The organism is Streptomyces sp. MUM 203J (assembly GCF_022414595.1).
In the GTDB taxonomy this organism is placed as follows: Bacteria; Actinomycetota; Actinomycetes; order Streptomycetales; family Streptomycetaceae; genus Streptomyces.
Map to the genome: position 1 here is coordinate 31,019 of NZ_JADWYO010000016.1, position 17,159 is coordinate 48,177.

Sequence of the window (17,159 nt, forward strand, 5' to 3'; positions counted from 1 at the left end):
AGGCGGTCAGGAGGCGTCGTAGTCGCGGTCCAGGCGGTCCTGCGCCTCGCGCACGGCCGGGTCGGACGTGTCGCGGTCCTGCGAGCGCTGCGGCTTGCCGCCCTTGCGCTGCTGCGCCTTGCGCGCCTCCTGCTGAGCCCGCTCCTTGAGCTCCTGCGCCTTGTCCTGGAACTGGTCCTTGATGCCCATCCGGAATTCACTCCTGTACGGGGTGGGGGGAGTGCCGGAGCCTTGCCGCCCCGGCCTCGACCAGCGTGGCACGGGGCGCGACGGGGCGCATTTCGATCAGCACGGAGGGTGAGGGCAGTGCGTAGTACCGCCGGACCCGGCCGTCCGGCGGCACTACGGGGCGCGGCCCCGCCGACGTCACGCCCCGGCCGGCTCCTCCCCCCGCGCCCGCTCGTCGGCCGCACCCCCCGCGCCCACCAGACCCTTCGGCACCCCGCCCAGCCTCGGCTCGAAGCGGCGGACGTCCCGCTGCCCCACCGTCGCGATGAGCCCCGGCAGGTAGCCCCGCACGGACTGCATACCCCGCAGCCACCACTGCGCGTACACGTGCGCCGAGCGCCGTTCGATCCCCGCGACGATCCGGTCGACCGCCGGGCCCAGCGGGTACGTCCGGTTCGCCGGCCACGGCAGCCGCTGCCGCAACTCCCGCATGACGTCGTCCCGGTCGGCGCCCCGCACCATGTCGGTGTCCGTCCAGGACAGGTAGCCGACGCCGACCCGCACGCCCCGGTGGGCGACCTCGGCGCGCAGACTGTGCGCGAAGGCCTCGACCCCGGACTTGGACGCGCAGTACGCGCTCATCATGGGCGCCGGGGTGATGGCGGCCAGGGACGCGATCTGCAGGAAGTACCCCCGGCTTTCGAGGAGTACGGGCAGGAAGGCCCGCCCGGTCACGGCGCCGCCGACGAGGTTGACCTCGATGACCCGCCGCCAGGCCACCGGGTCCGAGTCGACGAACGGCCCCCCGGCCGCGACCCCGGCGTTGGCGACCACGATGTCGACCTTGCCGAACCGCTCCTTCACCTCGCCCGCGACCCGCGCCATGGCCTCGTGGTCGGTGACATCGGCGTGCCACCAGTCGCCTTCTGTGTGCAGCCGGCCGCAGACGCGCTTCAGCTCGTCCGGCTCCAGCCCGACGAGCGCCACCTTGGCACCGCGCGCGGAGAGTTTGCGGGCCAGGAGCTCACCGACGCCCCGGGCGCCGCCGGTGACGACGGCGACCTGTCCTTCCAGGCTGCCCCTGCTCATACGACCCGCTCCTTCTCACTGCGCACGTACGTGGTGACCAGCTCCCGGATCCGCCCGGTGACCGCCTCGGGCGCCTCGATCGGTGACATGTGACCGATCCCGGGCAGCACGTCCAGCCCGAGGCACCGGGGCAGCGCGGCGGCGATGGTGCGGGCGTGCACCGGCGGGGTCAGCCGGTCGGCCGCCCCGGCGATGACGGCGGTCGGAACCCGTAGCTCCCGCACGCCCGCGTCCAGGTCCAGCCCGGCCAGCACCCGGGACCAGGCGACCCGCACACGGCGCGGGCAGGCGTGCACGATGCGGGCGCATTCGGCGACCCGCGCCGGGGCTGAACCGGGGCCCATGGTTCCGTACTTGAGGAGGGCCCTGGACACGGGCGTGACAGGCCCGAGGGGGGCGCGGGAACCGAGGACGGCGTGGGTCAGCCGGGTGCGTACCGGCCCGGCGCGCATCGGCAGCACGGTCGACTCCGCGACCAGCCGGGACGCCCCGGTGTTGCACAGCAGCACGGCGGCGGCGTGGGCCCGCAGGGCGGGGCGGGAGGCGGCGGCCATGAGGGTCATGCCGCCCATGGAGTGACCGGCCAGGACGGCCTTCTCGCCGGGGGCCAGGGTGGTGGCCAGCACCGCTTCCAGGTCGTCCGCGAGGGCGCGGGTGGAGTGGCCGGGGGCACCGACGGCGGGGCTGCGGCCGTGCCCGCGCTGGTCGTAGACGACGACCCGGTGGTCGGCGGCCAGGTCCTGGACCTGGGCGTTCCAGAAGGCGGTGTTGCAGGTCCAGCCGTGCGCGAGGACGACGGCGGGTGCGCCCTCGGAGCCGTACACCTCGACGTGCAGGGAGGACCCGTCGGCGGAGACGGCGGTGAGGTTCGTGGGCCGGTTCACGCGGCGGCCCCCTCTCGCGCGGAGCGGGCTGCCCGTACGACCTCGTACTCGCCCAGGTCCACGGCGCGGGTGGCGCGGCGGAACTCGGAGGTGGTGCCGGGCCAGAGCGTGGTGTTGCGGCCGCTGGCGTCGAGGTACCAGCTGTCGCAGCCTCCGGACTTCCAGACGGTGCGCTCCATCCTGGACTGCACGCGCCGGTTCCAGGCGGCGACTGCCGAGGGCCGGGGGGCGAGGGCGGCGCCCGGGCCGAGGAGGCTCAACTGCCGTACGAAGTCGGCCATGTAGTTGAGCTGTGACTCGATCATCAGGATCATCGAGGAGTTCCCCAGGCCGGTGTTGGGGCCGATGACGGTCATCCAGTTGGGGAATCCGGCGGCGGTGGCGCCGCGCAGCGACTCCATGCCGTCCTTCCACGCCTCGGCCAGGCTGACTCCCTCGGCGCCGACGACCCGCTCCGCGATCGGCAGGTCGGTGACGTGGAAGCCGGTGCCGAAGACGATCACGTCGGCCTCGGCCTCGCTGCCGTCGGCGGCGACGAGCGTGCGCCCCCGGATCTCCTTCAGCCCGGAGGCGACGACGTCGACGTTGGGCTTGGCGAGCGCCGGATAGTAGTCGTTGGACAGCAGGATGCGCTTGCAGCCGATGCGGTACGAGGGCGTCAGCTTGGCCCGCAGTGCGGGGTCCTTGATCGCCCGGTTCATGTTGGCCTTGGCGAGCTGTTCGACGAGGCCGAGTTCGCCGGGGCGCTTGGTGAAGGCGCTGACCTGGAGTTCGCGGATCCCCCACAGGATGCCGCGCCGGGCCTTGCCGGTGAACGGCAGCTGCCGGTGCAGCCAGCGCTCGGGGCCCGTGATGGCACGGTCGACGCGCGGCATGACCCAGGGGGGCGTGCGCTGGAAGAGGGTGAGCCGCCCGACGCGGGGCTGGATGGCGGGCACGATCTGGATGGCGGAGGCGCCGGTGCCGACCATGGCGACGCGTTTGCCGGTGAGGTCGTGGCCGTGGTCCCAGCGGGCGGAGTGGAAGACCTTCCCGCCCTCCTCCTCGAACCGCTCGATCCCGGGGATCCCGGGGATCTTCGGGTCGGAGAGGGGGCCGGTGGCGGAGACGACGAACCCGGCCGTGAAGCGGCCCCGGGAGGTCTCGATCTCCCACAGGAGCCGGTCGGCGTCCCACCGCATCCTGAGCACCTCGTGGCCCAGGCGCAGGTGGGAGCGGAGCCGGAAGGTGTCGGCGACGTGCTCCAGGTACGCGCGGATGTGGGGCTGACCGGAGAAGGTGCGGGGCCAGTCCGGGTTGGGGGCGAAGGAGAACGAGTAGAGGTGCGACGGTACGTCGCAGGCACAGCCGGGGTAGCTGTTGTCACGCCAGGTGCCGCCGACGGAGTCGGCCCGTTCCAGGACGACGAAGTCGGTGACCCCCTCGCGGCGCAGCCGGACGGCGGCGCCGAGCCCGCCGAAACCGGACCCGATGACGGCGACGCGGACGTGCTCCGGCGCACGCTCGCGCTGGTTCTCGCTCATGCGGCCCTCCCAAGACTCTGCCAGCAATCACTGGCACTGTTCGGGAGGGTAGAGCCTGCGCCTACCGGGCGGTAGGGGTTCGGCCGAGGAAAGTTACCGGCAGTACGACATAGGGTTGCCGTGTGGCGGATGTACATGGCGCGCGGGGCGCGGACGGGCCCGGCGCGGGCGAGGACGCTCCCTGCGCGGACGAGGGCCTCTCCGGCGCGGGCCGGGACGTTCCCCCCGCGGACCCCGGCGCTCCCGGCCCGGGGCAGGGCCGCGAGTACCGGATGGAGGAGCTGGCCGGGGCAGCCGGCATCACCCCCCGCACCCTGCGGTTCTACCGCGAGCGCGGCCTGATCCCGCCGCCCCGGCGCGAGGGCCGCATCGCCTGGTACGGCCCCCACCACCTGGCCCGGCTGCGCACGATCGCCGCCCTGCTGGAGCGCGGCCACACCCTGAACGGCATAGCCGACCTGGCGGCGGCGTTCGAGAGCGGCCGGGACGTGGGCGAGGTGCTGGGCCTCGGGGAGCCCTCGGAGGAGGAGCCGGTGCGGCTCCACCCGGAACAGCTGGCCGACTTCTTCGGGGACCAGGCCACGGCCGAGAACTTCGCGGCGGCGATGGACCTCGGCTATCTGGCGACGGACGGCGAGGACCTGGTCCACGTCAGCCGCCGGCTGCTGGAGGTCTCGGCCTCGCTGGTCGAGGAGGGCGTCCCGCTCTCGGCGGTGCTGGCGGCGGCCCGGGAGGTACGGAGCCACGCGGACGCGCTGGCCACGCTGTTCGCGACGGTACTGCGGACGCACACCTCGGGCACGGACCCGGCGCGGCTCCGCCCCCTGGCCAAGAGCGTGGTGGAGGCGGAGCTGTCGATGGCGCTGGACAGGCGGCTGCGCGCCGCGCCGGGACCGGTGGACTCCTAGCCGGAGCCGCGGGTCACGGCCTGTACGCCTGCTTGCCCGCGCAGTGCCAGATCACCGGCTGGAACCCCCAGGACTCCGGCGAGGCGACCCCGCCCACCCGGTCGTCGTCGGACACGGCCCACGCCTCGGAGTCCCGCCCCGGCGCGAGGCCCGGCAGCGCCAGGAGCGGCCCGCGTCCCGGCCAGTACTGCGCCCGGGAAGGCGTCCACGGCACCTCCTCGCCGTAGGACCGCGCGGTGCCGACGGACACGTTCGTCGTGGGGCTGATCGCCGAGAACCCGCCCTGTCCGAATCCCCTGAGGAGACCGGGCGAGGAGCCGGTGTCCTCGTAGGGCACCGCCCAGTGCCAGGGTTTCTCCACCGGGTTGAACCGGTCGGTGGCGGAGAACGTGCCGACCACCCGGCCCTCGCTGTCGATGCCCGTGGGAGTGTTGTGGGCCAGCCACTCGGAGACGGCGACCGGCAGTGACTTCGCCGGGCCGCCGTCACCGGGCCAGACGACCGGGTTCTCGCCGTACACGAACCCCTCGTCCGCGTCCTCCGTCCGCACCGCGTGACCGAGGACGTCGCCCCGGGCGTTGATGCCCGCGATGCCCCTGACCGACGTCCCCGACCCGGCGTCCGCGGGCAGCGGCAGTTCACGGACGACCGCTCCCTTCCGCCAGACCCGCGGCGTCCCGTCGGCACCCACGGCGGCGATGTACCCGGCGTCGTTCACGGCGGCGCCGCCACCCCTGCCGATCGCACCGCCCTCGCTGAGCAGCTGCACCGAGGGCGCGCCGAGCCGGTAGCCGAAGAGGGCGCGACCCGACGGCCCGCTCAGCCGCCCGACCGCCGTCCCCCGTTTGTTGACGTCCTTCAGGAACCCGCGGTCGTACCCCTCGGGCATCGGCACCTCATGGACGCGCGTCCCGGTCCAGTACACGGGCAGACCCGCGCTGACCCCCACGGCGACACCGGGCCGCCCGAGCGCGTGCACGCCGTCGTCGCCGTACCGGCCGGTCCCGGCAGGCGGCAGCGTCTCCAGCACGGTCGGCCCCGTCGCGCAGGCAGCGGTCTCCTCGGAACCCGCCTCGGCCAGTGCGGGCCCTCCCGCGGTGACGAGCCCCGCCAGTGCGGCGACGACCGCGCCCATCGCGACACGTCTCTTCATGAACGCCCCCTCGCCCACGGCCCGCGGACCGCTCACGGACCTTCACGACTCCGCCCCATCCTGCCGGGCCGCATCCGTGACGGCCAGGCATACGGCCGCGAACAAGCCGTCAGGAGTGCCGTACCATCAGCGCCGTTTGCTGCAAGGTACGGATTCGCAGGGGGAAACGGCGTGGGACACGGGGGACCGGGCGGAAGGCGACGCCGGAAAGCGCCTGTCATGCTCGCGGCAGTAGCGCTGTTCGCGTCCGGCATCGGCCTGTGGGCCACGGACAGCGGTCCCTTCCGCGACAGTTACTGCTGGGGGGCCTGGCAGGAGAGGAGCGGGCCAGGCCTGCTGAGCGGCGAGCACATGGGCGAGGGCGAGAAGGTCACGGCCACCGAGTCGGCACCGCCCTCGGCTTCGGGCGAGCCCGCCGAGTGCGAGGTGACGGTGACATGGAAGAGGCCTGGGAAGGCTGACGTGTCCAGCCAGGTCGTCTCCGTCTCGTACGGCCGGCTCCCCGAGGAGGAGCAGGAGCACCGCGCGTGGCTGGCCCGCTTTCTGCCCGCCACCATGACCCCGCTGCCCGAGGGGCTCGACGGGACGGTGGCGAAGAACCGCGCGATGTACGTCATGCCCGCCGGGTGCGATGTGAAGGGCCGGCCGACGGTCGTCACGGTCCACGGGAACGACCGGGACATCGGGCGGGAGTCCGAGGTCGCCCGGTTGCTCGTCGACGTGGCTGAAACGGCGATGCGGAGCGCCGGTTGCGCACCTCGGGAGCCCCTGGACCGCACGCTGCCGATGGCGACGCTCGCGAGCGGCGACGAGGAACGCTCCGGCGGGAAGGACATGTGCCGGATCCCAGGAGTGCGCTTCGACCTGGGAGGGGTCAAGTACACCGAGTTCGCGGCGGTGTTCGGTGACCGCCTGCAGGTCTGCACGTCACGGATCGCCCGTCGCCACGCCGACGGCCGAGACCCCGGGCTCCACCTCGTCATGACGGGAAGCCCGCGCCTTTCCGCACTCTTCGCGGGGCTGCCGGAGGGTGCGGACAAGGGGCTGGTGCAGCGCACCTGCGACGGACGGAAGACCACGTTCTACATGAGGCCGGAGCTGCTGAAGGGGCGGGGCGTACCCGACGACCGGACGGTGTTCGGGAACTTCGTCCGGTCGGTGAGCGAGCGCATGGGGTGCGGGAAGGACGAGGGGAACGCGCGATGACGGATACGGGGAAGCCCGAGGGCTCGGCGCAGCCGGACGACTCGGCGCCGCGGTCGGCGCCGGCCCGCCTGCTCCGGCGGCCCGCCGTGCGCGTCGCGATCGTGGCGGGCCTGGTCGGCGCGCTGCTGGGGGCCGGTCTCGTCGCCTGGCGTACGGACACGCTGCCGTGGGGCGGTTCGAAACCGTGCTGGGACTCGCTGGACGACACGACGCTCACCGCGCTGGTGGGCGAGGGCAGGACGGTGGCCGAAGAGCAGACGCTGTTCCAGCGGGGTTCGTCGGGACGGTGCCGCGTCACCGCGTACGGAGTGAAGCACCCGGACCGGATCTCCGAGCGCCTGCACGTCAACGTGCACTGGCTCGACACCCAGAGCGGCCCCGCCGCGGACGGATGGCACGAGGAGTTCCTCCGGAGCGGCATGACCCCGCTGGGCGACGGGCTCCCCGGCATGGTGTCCACCAGCCATGCCTGGCTGAGACTGCCGCAGGGCTGCATCGGAACGGGGAACCTGGCCGTGGTCGACATCGACGCCGCCCGCATGGACTCGGATGCGCGGCAGGCGGCCGAGCAGGACGCCCTGGCCCGCGCGGTCGTGCACACGACGAACGGGGTGATGCGCGCGTACGGCTGCACGGAGCGCTACGCGCTCCCCGAGAAGCTTCCCGGACAGGCCGAGTGGCAGCGGGTGGATCCGGACGCCCTGTGCGGGATCAAGGATCTGGCCCTGCCCGCCGACCGGCGCGACGAGGAGGTACTCGACCGGACCCGGTCCCGAGTGGGCGGCGCAGAAGGCCCTGCGCGCGTATGCGGCGTCGGCTGGCTCCGCAGAGACGACCTGCGGTTCACGACGGTGGCCGATCCCGAGCTGGCGAAGATCTTCCACAGCGAAGCCCCGAACGGCCTGCCCGGCATCGTGGGCACACGGGGGCGCGGCTCCCTCACGCACGCGCGGGCCGAGTACGAGGTGAGCTGCCAGACCGGGACTGTCGTCTTCATGGCCGAGAACAGAGACCTGTTCGGGCAGAAGAACCTCCTCCGCGACCTGTTCCCCGCGTACGTCGCCGCGGAGGCGGACCGCATCGGATGCGGCCCGCTGGAGATCACCGAGATGCCCGGCTTCGGCGAGAAGGGCTGAGGACCGTGGCAGAACGTACGGTTCCGCCCCGCGTGGCGGCGGCGGAGCGGCGCGCCGCCGAGGCAGGCTTCACGAAGAGCTGCACCCGCGAGGTGGGCAGGCTGCTGAGCCTCGCCGCCGCCGCGAAGCCGCACGGGGTCATCGCGGAGAGCGGTACCGGCGCGGGTGTGGGAACGGCCTGGCTGCACAACGGCCTCGGCGCGGACGCCCGCCTGGCGACGGTGGAACGGAACAAGGACCTGGCCTGCCGGGCGGCGGCCCTCTTCGCGGACGACGCCCGCGTGAGCGTCCTCACCGGCGACTGGCGCCTGCTGGAACAGCACGCCCCCTTCGACGTCTTCTTCTGCGACGGTGGCGGCAAACGCGACGCCCCCGAGCGGGTCGTCGACCTGCTCGCCCCCGGCGGACTCCTGGTTCTCGACGACTTCACCCCGTCGGCGGACTGGCCACCCCGCTTCGAAGGCGAGGTGGACGGCCTCCGCCTCCTCTACCTCACCCACCCCGCCCTGGACGCGACGGAGATCCTCACGACTCCCACCAGCTCGGCGATCGTCGCGGTCCGCCGCGGCTGACCGAAGGCACCCGTGCGCTCGGCGCAGGTCACGACAACGGCTGTGCCGCCGTGTCCCCGTGCGGGAAGACCGTCCCGGGCGCCCGGCAGCTTCTCCGAGAATCCGACGGGAACCTCGCCGCCCGCCGGGGGACGTGCTACCACCGGGAGATGACGTTCTCCGGGACATCCCGCAAGCCCTTCGACGCGGTGCTGTGCGACCTCGACAACGTGATCCGCTTCTACGACACCGCGCCGCTGAGCGCGCTGGAGCGGGCTGCGGGGCTCGCCGAGGGGACCACCGCGCGGGTGGCCTACTCCCCCGAGATCGACCTGCCGCTTCTCCTCGGCCGGATCACCGAGGAGGAATGGGTGGCCCGCATCGCGTCGGCGCTCTCGGACCGGGTGCCGTACCGGCAGGCCCGCGAGCTGGGGCGGGCCCTTGCCGACGCCCCGTTCCGGGCCGACGAAGAGGTCGTCTCCCTGCTGCGCCGGGCGCGGGCACACGTGCCGCTGGTACTGGTGACCAACGCGACCCTGGGACTGGAGCGTGACCTGGAGTCCATGGGACTGACGGATCTCGCGGACCACGTGGTCAGCAGCGCCCGGCTCGGCGTCGCCAAGCCCGACGCGGCGATCTACGAGACGGCCGCCGAACGGGCGGGCGCCGCCGCTCACCGGTGTCTGTTCGTGGACGACCGGGAGGAGAACGCCGCCGCCGCGGTCGCGCTCGGCATGACCGGCGTGCACTACCGCGAGCCTGCCGACCTCCGGTGCGCGCTGAGCGTCCTGCCCGGCTCCGGGCTGCGCGGTCCGGCGCACGGCGCGGTTGCTGCGACTGCGCCGGAGTCCGGGGGCGTTGAGCGGTGACACCCGACGGTGCCGGCCGCCGCCGTCGTCAGCCGCCGGAGACGGTCACGGCTCGGAGCCCACGGTGTCCGCGGTGGTACGCGCGGCGCCCAGCTCGCGGATGATGCGGGTCAGGTCGGCCGGGGCGGCCGCGAGGCGGACCGGCCTGCCCGCGTCGTCGAGTTCGGCGATGTGCCAGCTGCTGGAGACGCTGTCGCCGTCGCCGCCCCGGACACGCCGCACGTCCTTGACGGTGAGGCGCTCCGCCGGGATCCGCTTCGCCGCGAACCTGCCCGGGCCGGGGTGGGGGGTCACCGCGGGCGGGCCGTCTCCGAGGACGATGTGGGTGCCGAAGCTGTTCGGGTTGTAGTCGGTGTGCTCCAGGAAGCGGGCGGCCAGAAACGCCTCCTCGCCGGGCTCCGCAGTAAGGGGCCGTGCTCGCGTCGTGGGCGACTGGGCGACCGTGAGTGACTGCAACATCTTCATGCGGCGCCACCCGAGGGGCACTGATGGTCACCTCGGCGGACATCGGGCAGCGCGTGGAAGACCGAACGGGACGGGTCGGCATCCTGCGGGACGTGATCCTGGACTACGAGGACCCCGCCCAGTTCCCGAGCGAGCGACAGAAGCGCCCTACGGCGTTCTTACGCCCCGAGGGCGGGGGCCGTGAGTGGCTGGCCCCGCCAGAAAGCGTGAACCGCGCTTAGGTGCCCCCATGCGGCCCCGTCCGGCGGCGGCGAGCAAGCCAGCCGGGGCTTTCCGCTGCCGGTCCCTACACGTCGAACACGGCGGTCACGGGTGCGTGATCACTCCACCGCTCCGCGTGGCTCGCCGCCCGCTCCACGTACGCCTTCACGCATCGCTCGGCCAGGCGAGGCGAACCGACAATCAGGTCAATACGCCAACCCGCGTCGTTGTCGAAGGCGCGGCCCCGGTAGGACCACCAGGTGTACGGGCCCTCACGGTCCGGGTGCATGGCGCGGACCACGTCCACGTAGCCGCCGTCGGCGGGGTCCAGGACGCGGCCGAGCCAGGCGCGCTCCTCCGGCAGGAAGCCCGCGTTCCTGCGATTGGCCTTCCAGTTCTTCAGGTCGGCCTCCTGGTGCGCGATGTTCCAGTCGCCGCACACCAGGATCTCGCGCCCGTCGGCCGCCGCGCGCTCCCGCAGCTCCTTCAGGTAGGGCAGGAACGCGTCCATGAAGCGGATCTTCTCGTCCTGGCGCTCGGTCCCGACCTCGCCGGACGGCAGGTACAGGCTCGCGACCGTCACACCCGGCAGGTCCGCCTCCACGTAGCGGCCCGACGCCTCGAACTCCGTCACCCCGAACCCGACCCGTACCGCGTCCGGCTCCCGCCGGGTGAGAAGCGACACACCCGCCCTGCCCTTGGCGGCGGCCGGGGCGTGGAACGCGTACCAGCCCTCCGGGGCCCGGACGGCATCCGGGAGCTGGGACTCCTCGGCCCGGACCTCCTGGAGGCAGACCACATCGGCGGCCGTACCGGCCAGCCACTCCACGAAGCCCTTCCTGGCGGCGGCACGCAGGCCGTTGACATTGACGCTGGTGACGGTGAGCATCCCGGCACAATACGACAGAAACACCTCCCCCTCCGTCATCGAATAGAAGTACGATTTTCGGCATGATCATTCGCACCTCGGCGTTCGACCACCCCGACGCCGTCAAGCTCAACGACCAGGTCCAGCTCGAATACGCCGAGCGGTACGGCGGCGAGGGCGACGAGACCCGGCTCGACCCAGCCATGTTCCTGCCGCCCCGCGGGCTCTACCTGATCACGTACGACGACCGGGAGCGCCCCGTCGCCACCGGCGGCTGGCGCTCGATGGACGCGAACGGCGAGGGGTACGCGGACGGCGACGCCGAGCTGAAGCGGATGTACGTCATACCCGAGGCTCGCGGCCGGGGCATAGCCCGGCACGTTCTCGCCCTGCTGGAGGAGGACGCGCGCGCCGCGGGCCGCACACGCATGGTCCTCGAGACCGGCGACAGGCAGCCCGAGGCCATCGCCCTCTACGCCTCCAGCGGCTACGAGCCGTGCACCAAGTTCGGCTTCTACCGCGAGTACGAGAGCAGCTGCTGCTTCGCCAAGCAGCTCAGGCCGTGAGGCCGGAACGCTTCGCCCGCCGGTGAGGCCTTCGTGTCGCGGCCCTGACAAATCCAGGGCCGCGTGGCACCCTGCTCACGCACCACGTCGTGTCGTACCCGCGATCCGCACATCTTCGATCCCCCCACCCCCTGCCCCGGCCGGCCCCGTCGGGCGGTCCGGGCACGGCAGAAGGAGACATGCGTGAGACGCCACCGCACCACGTCCGCAGGCACCCTGCTGACCGCCGGAGCCCTGCTCACCGGCGCGCTGACCGCCGCCACCCCGGCGACCGCCGCCACCGCCGACAGTGACACCACCGCCACCCACTCCGTGTCCCCCGCCGAGCAGCGTGACGCCGCCGCCTACTGGACGCCCGAGCGCATGCGCGGCGCCACCCCGCTCGACCTGCTCCTCGGCCCCGCCCAGCTCGGCAAGCTGAAGGCCCCGCAGGCCGGGGGCGAGACCACGACCGTCGCCCCGACCGCGCCCAGGTCCGCCGCCTCCGCCGCCGGGCCGCTGTCCTTCCCGCAGGCAGGCGGCGGCTGGACCTCCGGCGGCGCTGTCGTGAAGACCTCCGGCCGGGTGTTCTTCACCTTCGACGGCCGTACCGCCTCCTGCTCCGCCAACGCTGTCACCAGCCAGAACCAGTCCACCGTCATCACCGCCGGGCACTGCGTGAAGTACCAGGGCAGCTGGCACACCGACTGGATCTTCGTCCCCGCGTACGCCGACGGCGACGCGCCCCACGGCCAGTGGGCCGCCACGAAGACCCTCACCACCCCGCGGTGGGAGGCGAGCGAGGACATCAACCACGACATCGGTGCCGCCGTCGTCGCCCCGCTCGGCGGCCGGAAGCTCACGGAGGTCACCGGCGGCCAGGGCCTCCAGTTCAACGGCGGCTACAACAAGGCCATGTACGCCTTCGGTTTCCCGGCGGCCGACCCGTACGACGGCTCGAAGCTCGTCTACTGCAGTGGCAACTCGTCCAAGGACTTCCTGCTCAGCCAGGACCACGGCCTCGGCTGCGACATGACCGGGGGGTCCAGCGGCGGCCCCTGGTTCACCGGCTTCAGCGAGGCGGCCGGCACCGGCCTCCAGGTCTCGGTGAACAGCTTCGGCTACGTCTTCCTGCCGAACCGCATGTTCGGGCCCTACTTCGGCAACGAGGCCCAGGCCCTCTACGACAGGGCCCAGACCTCCTGACGCGCCGTCACACCGGGGAGTTCACGCCCGTGTTCCGCCGGCCTGCCCGTCGGTCAGCCAGCGCTGCTCGGGCGTGTCCTCCCGCAGGCGTACGACGAGGGCGGCGCCCTCCTCGGCCGTGACGGGCGCGAGGGCCAGCGTGGCGCTCCCGCGCGGGACCACCGCGCCCTGAAGCGTCACGTCGTACCGCACGCCGGGGCCCGTCCGGCACGGTGCCAGCACGACCGTGCCGTCCGGGCGCCCGGAGTCCAGGCACAGGTGCGGTGCCGCCGCGTTCCGCAGCAGGCCGTCCGGCTCGTACAGCCAGGTCTGCGCGACCGAACCCGTGCAGGCGGCGAGCACCGGCCCGGCCCCGTCGCGCGCGCCGCCCGGCACGTCCAGGCACAGGTGACGGGTGGTCCGGAGACGGGTGCGCAGGGTGACCCCGCCGGTGGGGTGACCCGCCTGGGCCGGAGGTGGGGCAGGGGTGGCGGTGGCGGACGCGCCCGGGGCACCGGGGCCTCCTGAAGCACCCGGGTCACCCGGGGCACCCGCACCGCCGTCACCCCCCGTACCGCCCGAGCCTTCAGGGGCACCCGAAGCCCCGGCGGACCCGGGCTCCCCCGGCTCCGCGGGCCGCGCCGCCTCCGCTCCCCCGCCGCCGCCCTGCTCGTCCGGCCACAGTCCCGACACCGCCGCAGCGAGCAGCAGGACGCTGAGCGCGACCCCCAGCCCCGTCAGCAGCGCCCCGCCGCCGGGTCTCCGCCACCCCCGGGAACGCGGCGCGCGGCGCCGCGCCGCCACCGCTCGCGCATGGCGCCCGGCCCGCCGTAGAACCCGAGCCCCGGCGCCTCCGCCCGCCCCCGGACCGGGCCCCGTGCTCTCGTCCCGCACCCTCCGGCGTCCGGGCCGGCCCTCCAGGTAGCGCTCCGCCCCGCCGCCCAGCACCGCCTCCGCGAGCAGCAGCGGCAGCCGGCCGTCCGACTGCCGCAACTGGTCGGCGGCGTAACGGCAGTGGGAGCAGGCGGCCAGGTGCCGCTGGATGTCCGGGATGAGCGGCCCTGTGCGGCGCAGGGAGATGTCCAGGAGCTTGCCGAAATGGCGGCACTCGCGGTCCGGGGCGAGGTCGTGCTGGGCGATCACGCAGCCCTCGCGCAGCAGGGCCCGCGCCTCGTCGAGCCGGGGGCTCGCGTCGCGCGGGTCGATGCCCAGCAGGGCCGCCGGGATGGACAGGCCCTCGGCCTCCACCTCCCGGTGCCAGAGGAGCACTTGGGCGGCGGCGGGCAGGCCTCGGTACGCGTGGGCGATCAGCTGCCGGTTCTCCGCGGGCGCGCCGGGCGCGCGGAGGCCCGGCAGGACGGCGGCGACACGCTGGTCGCCCGCCCACCGGGCCAGGACCTGCCGCGCCTCGCCCAGCAGGTGTGGCCGGAGGGCGACGGAGACAGGCGGCTCCTCGCTCCGGCGCAGGGTTTCGAGCACCTGCCCGAAGACCGCCGAGGTGACGGCCCCCGAGCCCTTTCCCGAGGGCGCGAAGAGCGCCACGTAGTCATGAACGGACTGCCAGTGCCGGGCCGACAGCGCGGCCGTCGGAAAGGGATCTCCGGCATCGCGAAGGCGGCCGAGAAGCCGCTCGTCGGAACCCCCGGAAAGAGGAGAGTGGTCGTGCTGCATGTGGTCGTTCCATCCGGGCGAAAGCACCTGCCGAAACAGCCGGTCGGGCTGAGGCGGGAACAGCCGGTCGGGCTGTGAGGCACCTCACCCTTCCACAACTCTCCTTTCCGGAACAAGAGTTCCGGAACAGCTGAAGATCAGGACCGGACGGAGTGCGGCCGGGCGAGGTTGTCCGGATGCAGCACCCGGCCCAGCTCCTCCTCCGTCAGCAGTCCCTTCTCCAGGACCAGTTCACGGACACCGCGCCCGCTGCGCAGCGCCTCCTGCGCGACGGCGGTGGCCTGCTCGTACCCGATGTGCGGGTTGAGCGCGGTCACGAGCCCGATCGAGTGGTCGACGAGCCGGGCGAGGTGGTCGCGGTTGGCGGTGATGTCCCGCACGCAGCGGTCCGCGAGGGTCAGGCATCCGGCCCGGAGGTGGGTGAGGCTCTTGAGCAGGCTGTGGGCGATGACCGGTTCGAAGGCGTTGAGCTGGAGCTGTCCGGCCTCGGCGGCCATGGTGACGGCCATGTCGTTGCCGATGACCTCGAACGCGATCTGGTTCACGACCTCGGGCACGACCGGGTTGACCTTGCCCGGCATGATGCTCGAACCGGCCTGCACGGGCGGCAGGTTGATCTCCCCGAACCCGGCGCGCGGCCCGCAGGACAGCAGCCGCAGGTCGTTGCAGGTCTTGGACAGCTTGACCGCGATCCGCTTCAGCACACCCGACAGCTGGACGAACGCCCCGGCGTCCTGGGTGGCCTCGACCAGGTCGTCCGCGACGGTCAGCGGCAGCCCCGTGATGTCCCGCAGATGGCGGGAGGCGAGCGCGGCGTACTCGGGGTGGGCGTTGAGCCCGGTGCCGATCGCCGTGCCGCCGAGGTTGATCTCACGGATCAGCGCACAGGCCTCGCCGAGCCGCCGCCGGTCCTCCTCCAGCATGATCGCGTACGAGGCGAACTCCTGGCCGAGGGTCATGGGGACGGCGTCCTGGAGCTGCGTACGGCCCATCTTCAGCACGTCCGCGAACTCCTCGGCCTTCGCGGCGAAGGCGTCCCGCAGCACCTCCATGGCCTCCAGCAGCCGCTGGGCCGTGAGGTCGAGGGCGATCTTGACCGCGGTCGGGTAGACGTCGTTGGTGCTCTGCCCGAGGTTGACGTCCTCCAGGGGGTGCAGGTGCCGGTATTCGCCCTTGCCGTGGCCGAGCAGTTCGAGCGCCCGGTTGGCGACGACCTCGTTGGCGTTCATGTTGGTCGAGGTGCCCGCGCCGCCCTGGATGACGTCCACGACGAAAGCGTCGTGCAGCTTGCCGCCCCGGATCTCCTCGCACGCGGCCACGACCGCGTCGGCCTTGCGGGCCTCCAGCAGCCCGAGGTCCCGGTTGGCGAGCGCGGCGGCCTGCTTGACGCTCGCGAGCGCGGTGATCAGCTCGGGGTAGGCGGCGATGGGCGTGCCGGTGATGGGGAAGTTCTCGACGGCGCGGAGGGTGTGGACGCCGTAGTAGGCGTCGGCGGGGATGTCGCGGTCACCGAGCAGGTCGTGCTCGCTGCGGAAGGGGGAGGCGGGGCGGTCCATGGTGGCACGTACTCCTGAGTGGTGTCGGCCCGTCCGGCGTTCGGGGACGAGCACCGGAGGCACGGGAGAGAGGTCGGGAGGGCGGAGTCCCGGATTCGGGATGGGGCGGCCCGCCGCGGGGCGGGCCGATCGGACACAGCGGCGGCGGGGCGCCGGGCAGCGGCTACACCCGTGCGAGCTCCCCGGCCGCGTCGGCGGGGGCGGGCGCGCCGAGCACACCCCGCAGCGCCCGCTCCTTCTCGTACGGCTCAGCGCCCGCGAGCAGCGCGGCCAGCACGGCGATCCGCGCCTGCCCCGCCCGCAGTGTCCCCGTCGGCACGGCCCCGGCCGCGACGAGGTCGACGGCCCCGCCGTGCGTGTAGATCTCGGTGACCGGCCCGGAGTGCACCCGCGTGGTCAACGCGACCAGCACACCACGGGCACGCGCGGCGGCGACCGCGTCGACGATCTCGGGCGTGGCGTTGCCCGCCCCCGTCGCGACCAGGACGACGCCCTGCGCTCCGGCGTCGACGGCGGCGTTCAGCAACAGGGCGTCGCCGTCGGCGTGGTGCATGACCATGTCGACACGCGGCAGCACGGCGGGGGCGTCCGGCAGCGGAAGGGCCGCGGTCCGCCGGGGGTGCCGCAGGACGGAGACCTTGCCGAAGCCGATGTTGCCGAGCCGTGGTCCGGACGGGTCCGCGAAGGCGTCGGCGGCGACGGTCTCGGTCTTGACGGTGCCCCGGGCGGCGTGGACCTTGCCGTCGAAGGCCACGAGCACGCCCAGGCCGCGGGTGCGGGCCGCGGTGAGGAGGGCGTCGTGGAGGTTGCGGGGTCCGTCGCCGTCCTCGGTGTCGAGCGGCAGCTGCGCGCCGGTGAACACGACGGAGCGCGGGTCGTGGTGGTGGAGGTCCACGAGAAAGGCGGACTCCTCCAGGGTGTCGGTGCCGTGGGTGACGACGATCCCGTCGACGGCGGGGTCCTCCAGCACCTCGTGCACGGCCCGGAGCAGGGTCAGCTGGTGGGCGGTGGTGAGCCGGGGGCTGTTGACGCTGAACAGGTCACGGACCTCGACGGTGACCCCCTCGGGAACGGCGGCGGTCGCCATGACCTCGCGTCCGTCGGCGTCGGCCGCGAAGCCGGTGCCCTGCCAGCGGCTGGCTATGGTGCCGCCGGTGCTGATGACGACGATCCGTCCCAAG

17 protein-coding genes and 1 pseudogene are annotated in these 17,159 nt (G+C 73.4%); 7 read left to right on the top strand and 11 right to left on the bottom strand.

Annotated elements, in window-relative coordinates:
- Positions 1–6: 6 nt before the first annotated feature.
- Genes I3F58_RS11535 through I3F58_RS11555 form a run of 5 tightly spaced genes read right to left on the bottom strand, consistent with a single transcriptional unit; the run spans position 7 to position 3,664 of the window.
- Complete coding sequence (locus I3F58_RS11535; protein WP_240108235.1) at positions 7–189, bottom strand: hypothetical protein; 183 nt, start codon at positions 187–189, stop codon at positions 7–9.
- A 7-nt stretch (positions 190–196) separates the two neighbouring features.
- Positions 197–370, bottom strand: a complete 174-nt coding sequence (locus tag I3F58_RS11540) for a hypothetical protein (RefSeq protein ID WP_240108236.1) — start codon at positions 368–370, stop codon at positions 197–199.
- Positions 367–1,257 carry an SDR family oxidoreductase gene (locus I3F58_RS11545; RefSeq protein ID WP_240108237.1) on the bottom strand — a complete coding sequence of 297 codons (891 nt, stop codon included), beginning with the start codon at positions 1,255–1,257 and terminating at the stop codon, positions 367–369. The genes I3F58_RS11540 and I3F58_RS11545 overlap by 4 nt, the downstream gene beginning before the upstream one ends.
- A complete protein-coding gene (locus I3F58_RS11550; RefSeq protein WP_240108238.1) occupies positions 1,254–2,141 on the bottom strand; it encodes an alpha/beta fold hydrolase in 888 nt (295 codons plus the stop codon). Before I3F58_RS11550 ends, I3F58_RS11545 begins: the two co-directional genes overlap by 4 nt.
- Entirely contained in the window at positions 2,138–3,664 is a 1,527-nt protein-coding gene (locus I3F58_RS11555) for an NAD(P)/FAD-dependent oxidoreductase (protein ID WP_240108239.1), read from the bottom strand. Before I3F58_RS11555 ends, I3F58_RS11550 begins: the two co-directional genes overlap by 4 nt.
- Positions 3,665–3,936: 272 nt before the next feature.
- Between I3F58_RS11555 and I3F58_RS11560 the strand changes: the two genes are divergently transcribed.
- On the top strand, positions 3,937–4,572 hold the full coding sequence (locus tag I3F58_RS11560) for a MerR family transcriptional regulator (protein ID WP_240108291.1): 636 nt from the start codon (positions 3,937–3,939) through the stop codon (positions 4,570–4,572).
- A 13-nt stretch (positions 4,573–4,585) separates the two neighbouring features.
- Here the strand turns inward: I3F58_RS11560 and I3F58_RS11565 are convergent, their stop codons facing one another.
- Positions 4,586–5,725 carry a hypothetical protein gene (locus I3F58_RS11565; protein ID WP_240108240.1) on the bottom strand — a complete coding sequence of 380 codons (1,140 nt, stop codon included), beginning with the start codon at positions 5,723–5,725 and terminating at the stop codon, positions 4,586–4,588.
- Between the two features lie 219 nt (positions 5,726–5,944).
- On the opposite strand from I3F58_RS11565, the gene I3F58_RS11570 reads away from it, so the two are divergent.
- The 4 genes from I3F58_RS11570 (at position 5,945) to I3F58_RS11585 (ending at position 9,487) form a co-directional block, all read left to right on the top strand.
- Positions 5,945–6,931: a hypothetical protein gene (locus I3F58_RS11570; protein ID WP_240108241.1), complete on the top strand. Its 987-nt coding sequence runs from the start codon at positions 5,945–5,947 to the stop codon at positions 6,929–6,931.
- Positions 6,928–8,067: a hypothetical protein gene (locus tag I3F58_RS11575; protein ID WP_240108242.1), complete on the top strand. Its 1,140-nt coding sequence runs from the start codon at positions 6,928–6,930 to the stop codon at positions 8,065–8,067. The genes I3F58_RS11570 and I3F58_RS11575 overlap by 4 nt, the downstream gene beginning before the upstream one ends.
- 5 nt (positions 8,068–8,072) lie before the next feature.
- Positions 8,073–8,639 (top strand): class I SAM-dependent methyltransferase, encoded by a 567-nt coding sequence (locus I3F58_RS11580; protein ID WP_240108243.1) that lies wholly within the window; start codon positions 8,073–8,075, stop codon positions 8,637–8,639.
- A 149-nt stretch (positions 8,640–8,788) separates the two neighbouring features.
- The gene (locus tag I3F58_RS11585; RefSeq protein WP_240108244.1) at positions 8,789–9,487 is read left to right on the top strand and encodes an HAD family hydrolase; all 699 of its coding nucleotides are present in this window, start codon (positions 8,789–8,791) and stop codon (positions 9,485–9,487) included.
- Between the two features lie 45 nt (positions 9,488–9,532).
- Here I3F58_RS11585 and I3F58_RS11590 read toward each other — a convergent pair.
- Positions 9,533–9,886: pseudogene (locus tag I3F58_RS11590) on the bottom strand (PH domain-containing protein); the annotation flags it as partial.
- Positions 9,887–10,238: 352 nt separating this feature from the next.
- A complete protein-coding gene (locus I3F58_RS11595) occupies positions 10,239–11,042 on the bottom strand; it encodes an exodeoxyribonuclease III (protein WP_240108245.1) in 804 nt (267 codons plus the stop codon).
- Between the two features lie 62 nt (positions 11,043–11,104).
- On the opposite strand from I3F58_RS11595, the gene I3F58_RS11600 reads away from it, so the two are divergent.
- Positions 11,105–11,587 carry a GNAT family N-acetyltransferase gene (locus I3F58_RS11600; RefSeq protein ID WP_240108246.1) on the top strand — a complete coding sequence of 161 codons (483 nt, stop codon included), beginning with the start codon at positions 11,105–11,107 and terminating at the stop codon, positions 11,585–11,587.
- 183 nt (positions 11,588–11,770) lie between these two features.
- Positions 11,771–12,772: a serine protease gene (locus tag I3F58_RS11605; protein ID WP_240108247.1), complete on the top strand. Its 1,002-nt coding sequence runs from the start codon at positions 11,771–11,773 to the stop codon at positions 12,770–12,772.
- A gap of 21 nt (positions 12,773–12,793) precedes the next feature.
- Here the strand turns inward: I3F58_RS11605 and I3F58_RS11610 are convergent, their stop codons facing one another.
- From I3F58_RS11610 to I3F58_RS11620, 3 genes are all read right to left on the bottom strand, one after another.
- The gene (locus tag I3F58_RS11610; RefSeq protein WP_240108248.1) at positions 12,794–14,422 is read right to left on the bottom strand and encodes an RICIN domain-containing protein; all 1,629 of its coding nucleotides are present in this window, start codon (positions 14,420–14,422) and stop codon (positions 12,794–12,796) included.
- Positions 14,423–14,559: 137 nt separating this feature from the next.
- Positions 14,560–15,978, bottom strand: a complete 1,419-nt coding sequence (gene aspA, locus I3F58_RS11615; protein WP_240108249.1) for an aspartate ammonia-lyase — start codon at positions 15,976–15,978, stop codon at positions 14,560–14,562.
- A gap of 163 nt (positions 15,979–16,141) precedes the next feature.
- Complete coding sequence (locus I3F58_RS11620; RefSeq protein ID WP_240108292.1) at positions 16,142–17,158, bottom strand: asparaginase; 1,017 nt, start codon at positions 17,156–17,158, stop codon at positions 16,142–16,144.
- Position 17,159: the final 1 nt, after the last annotated feature.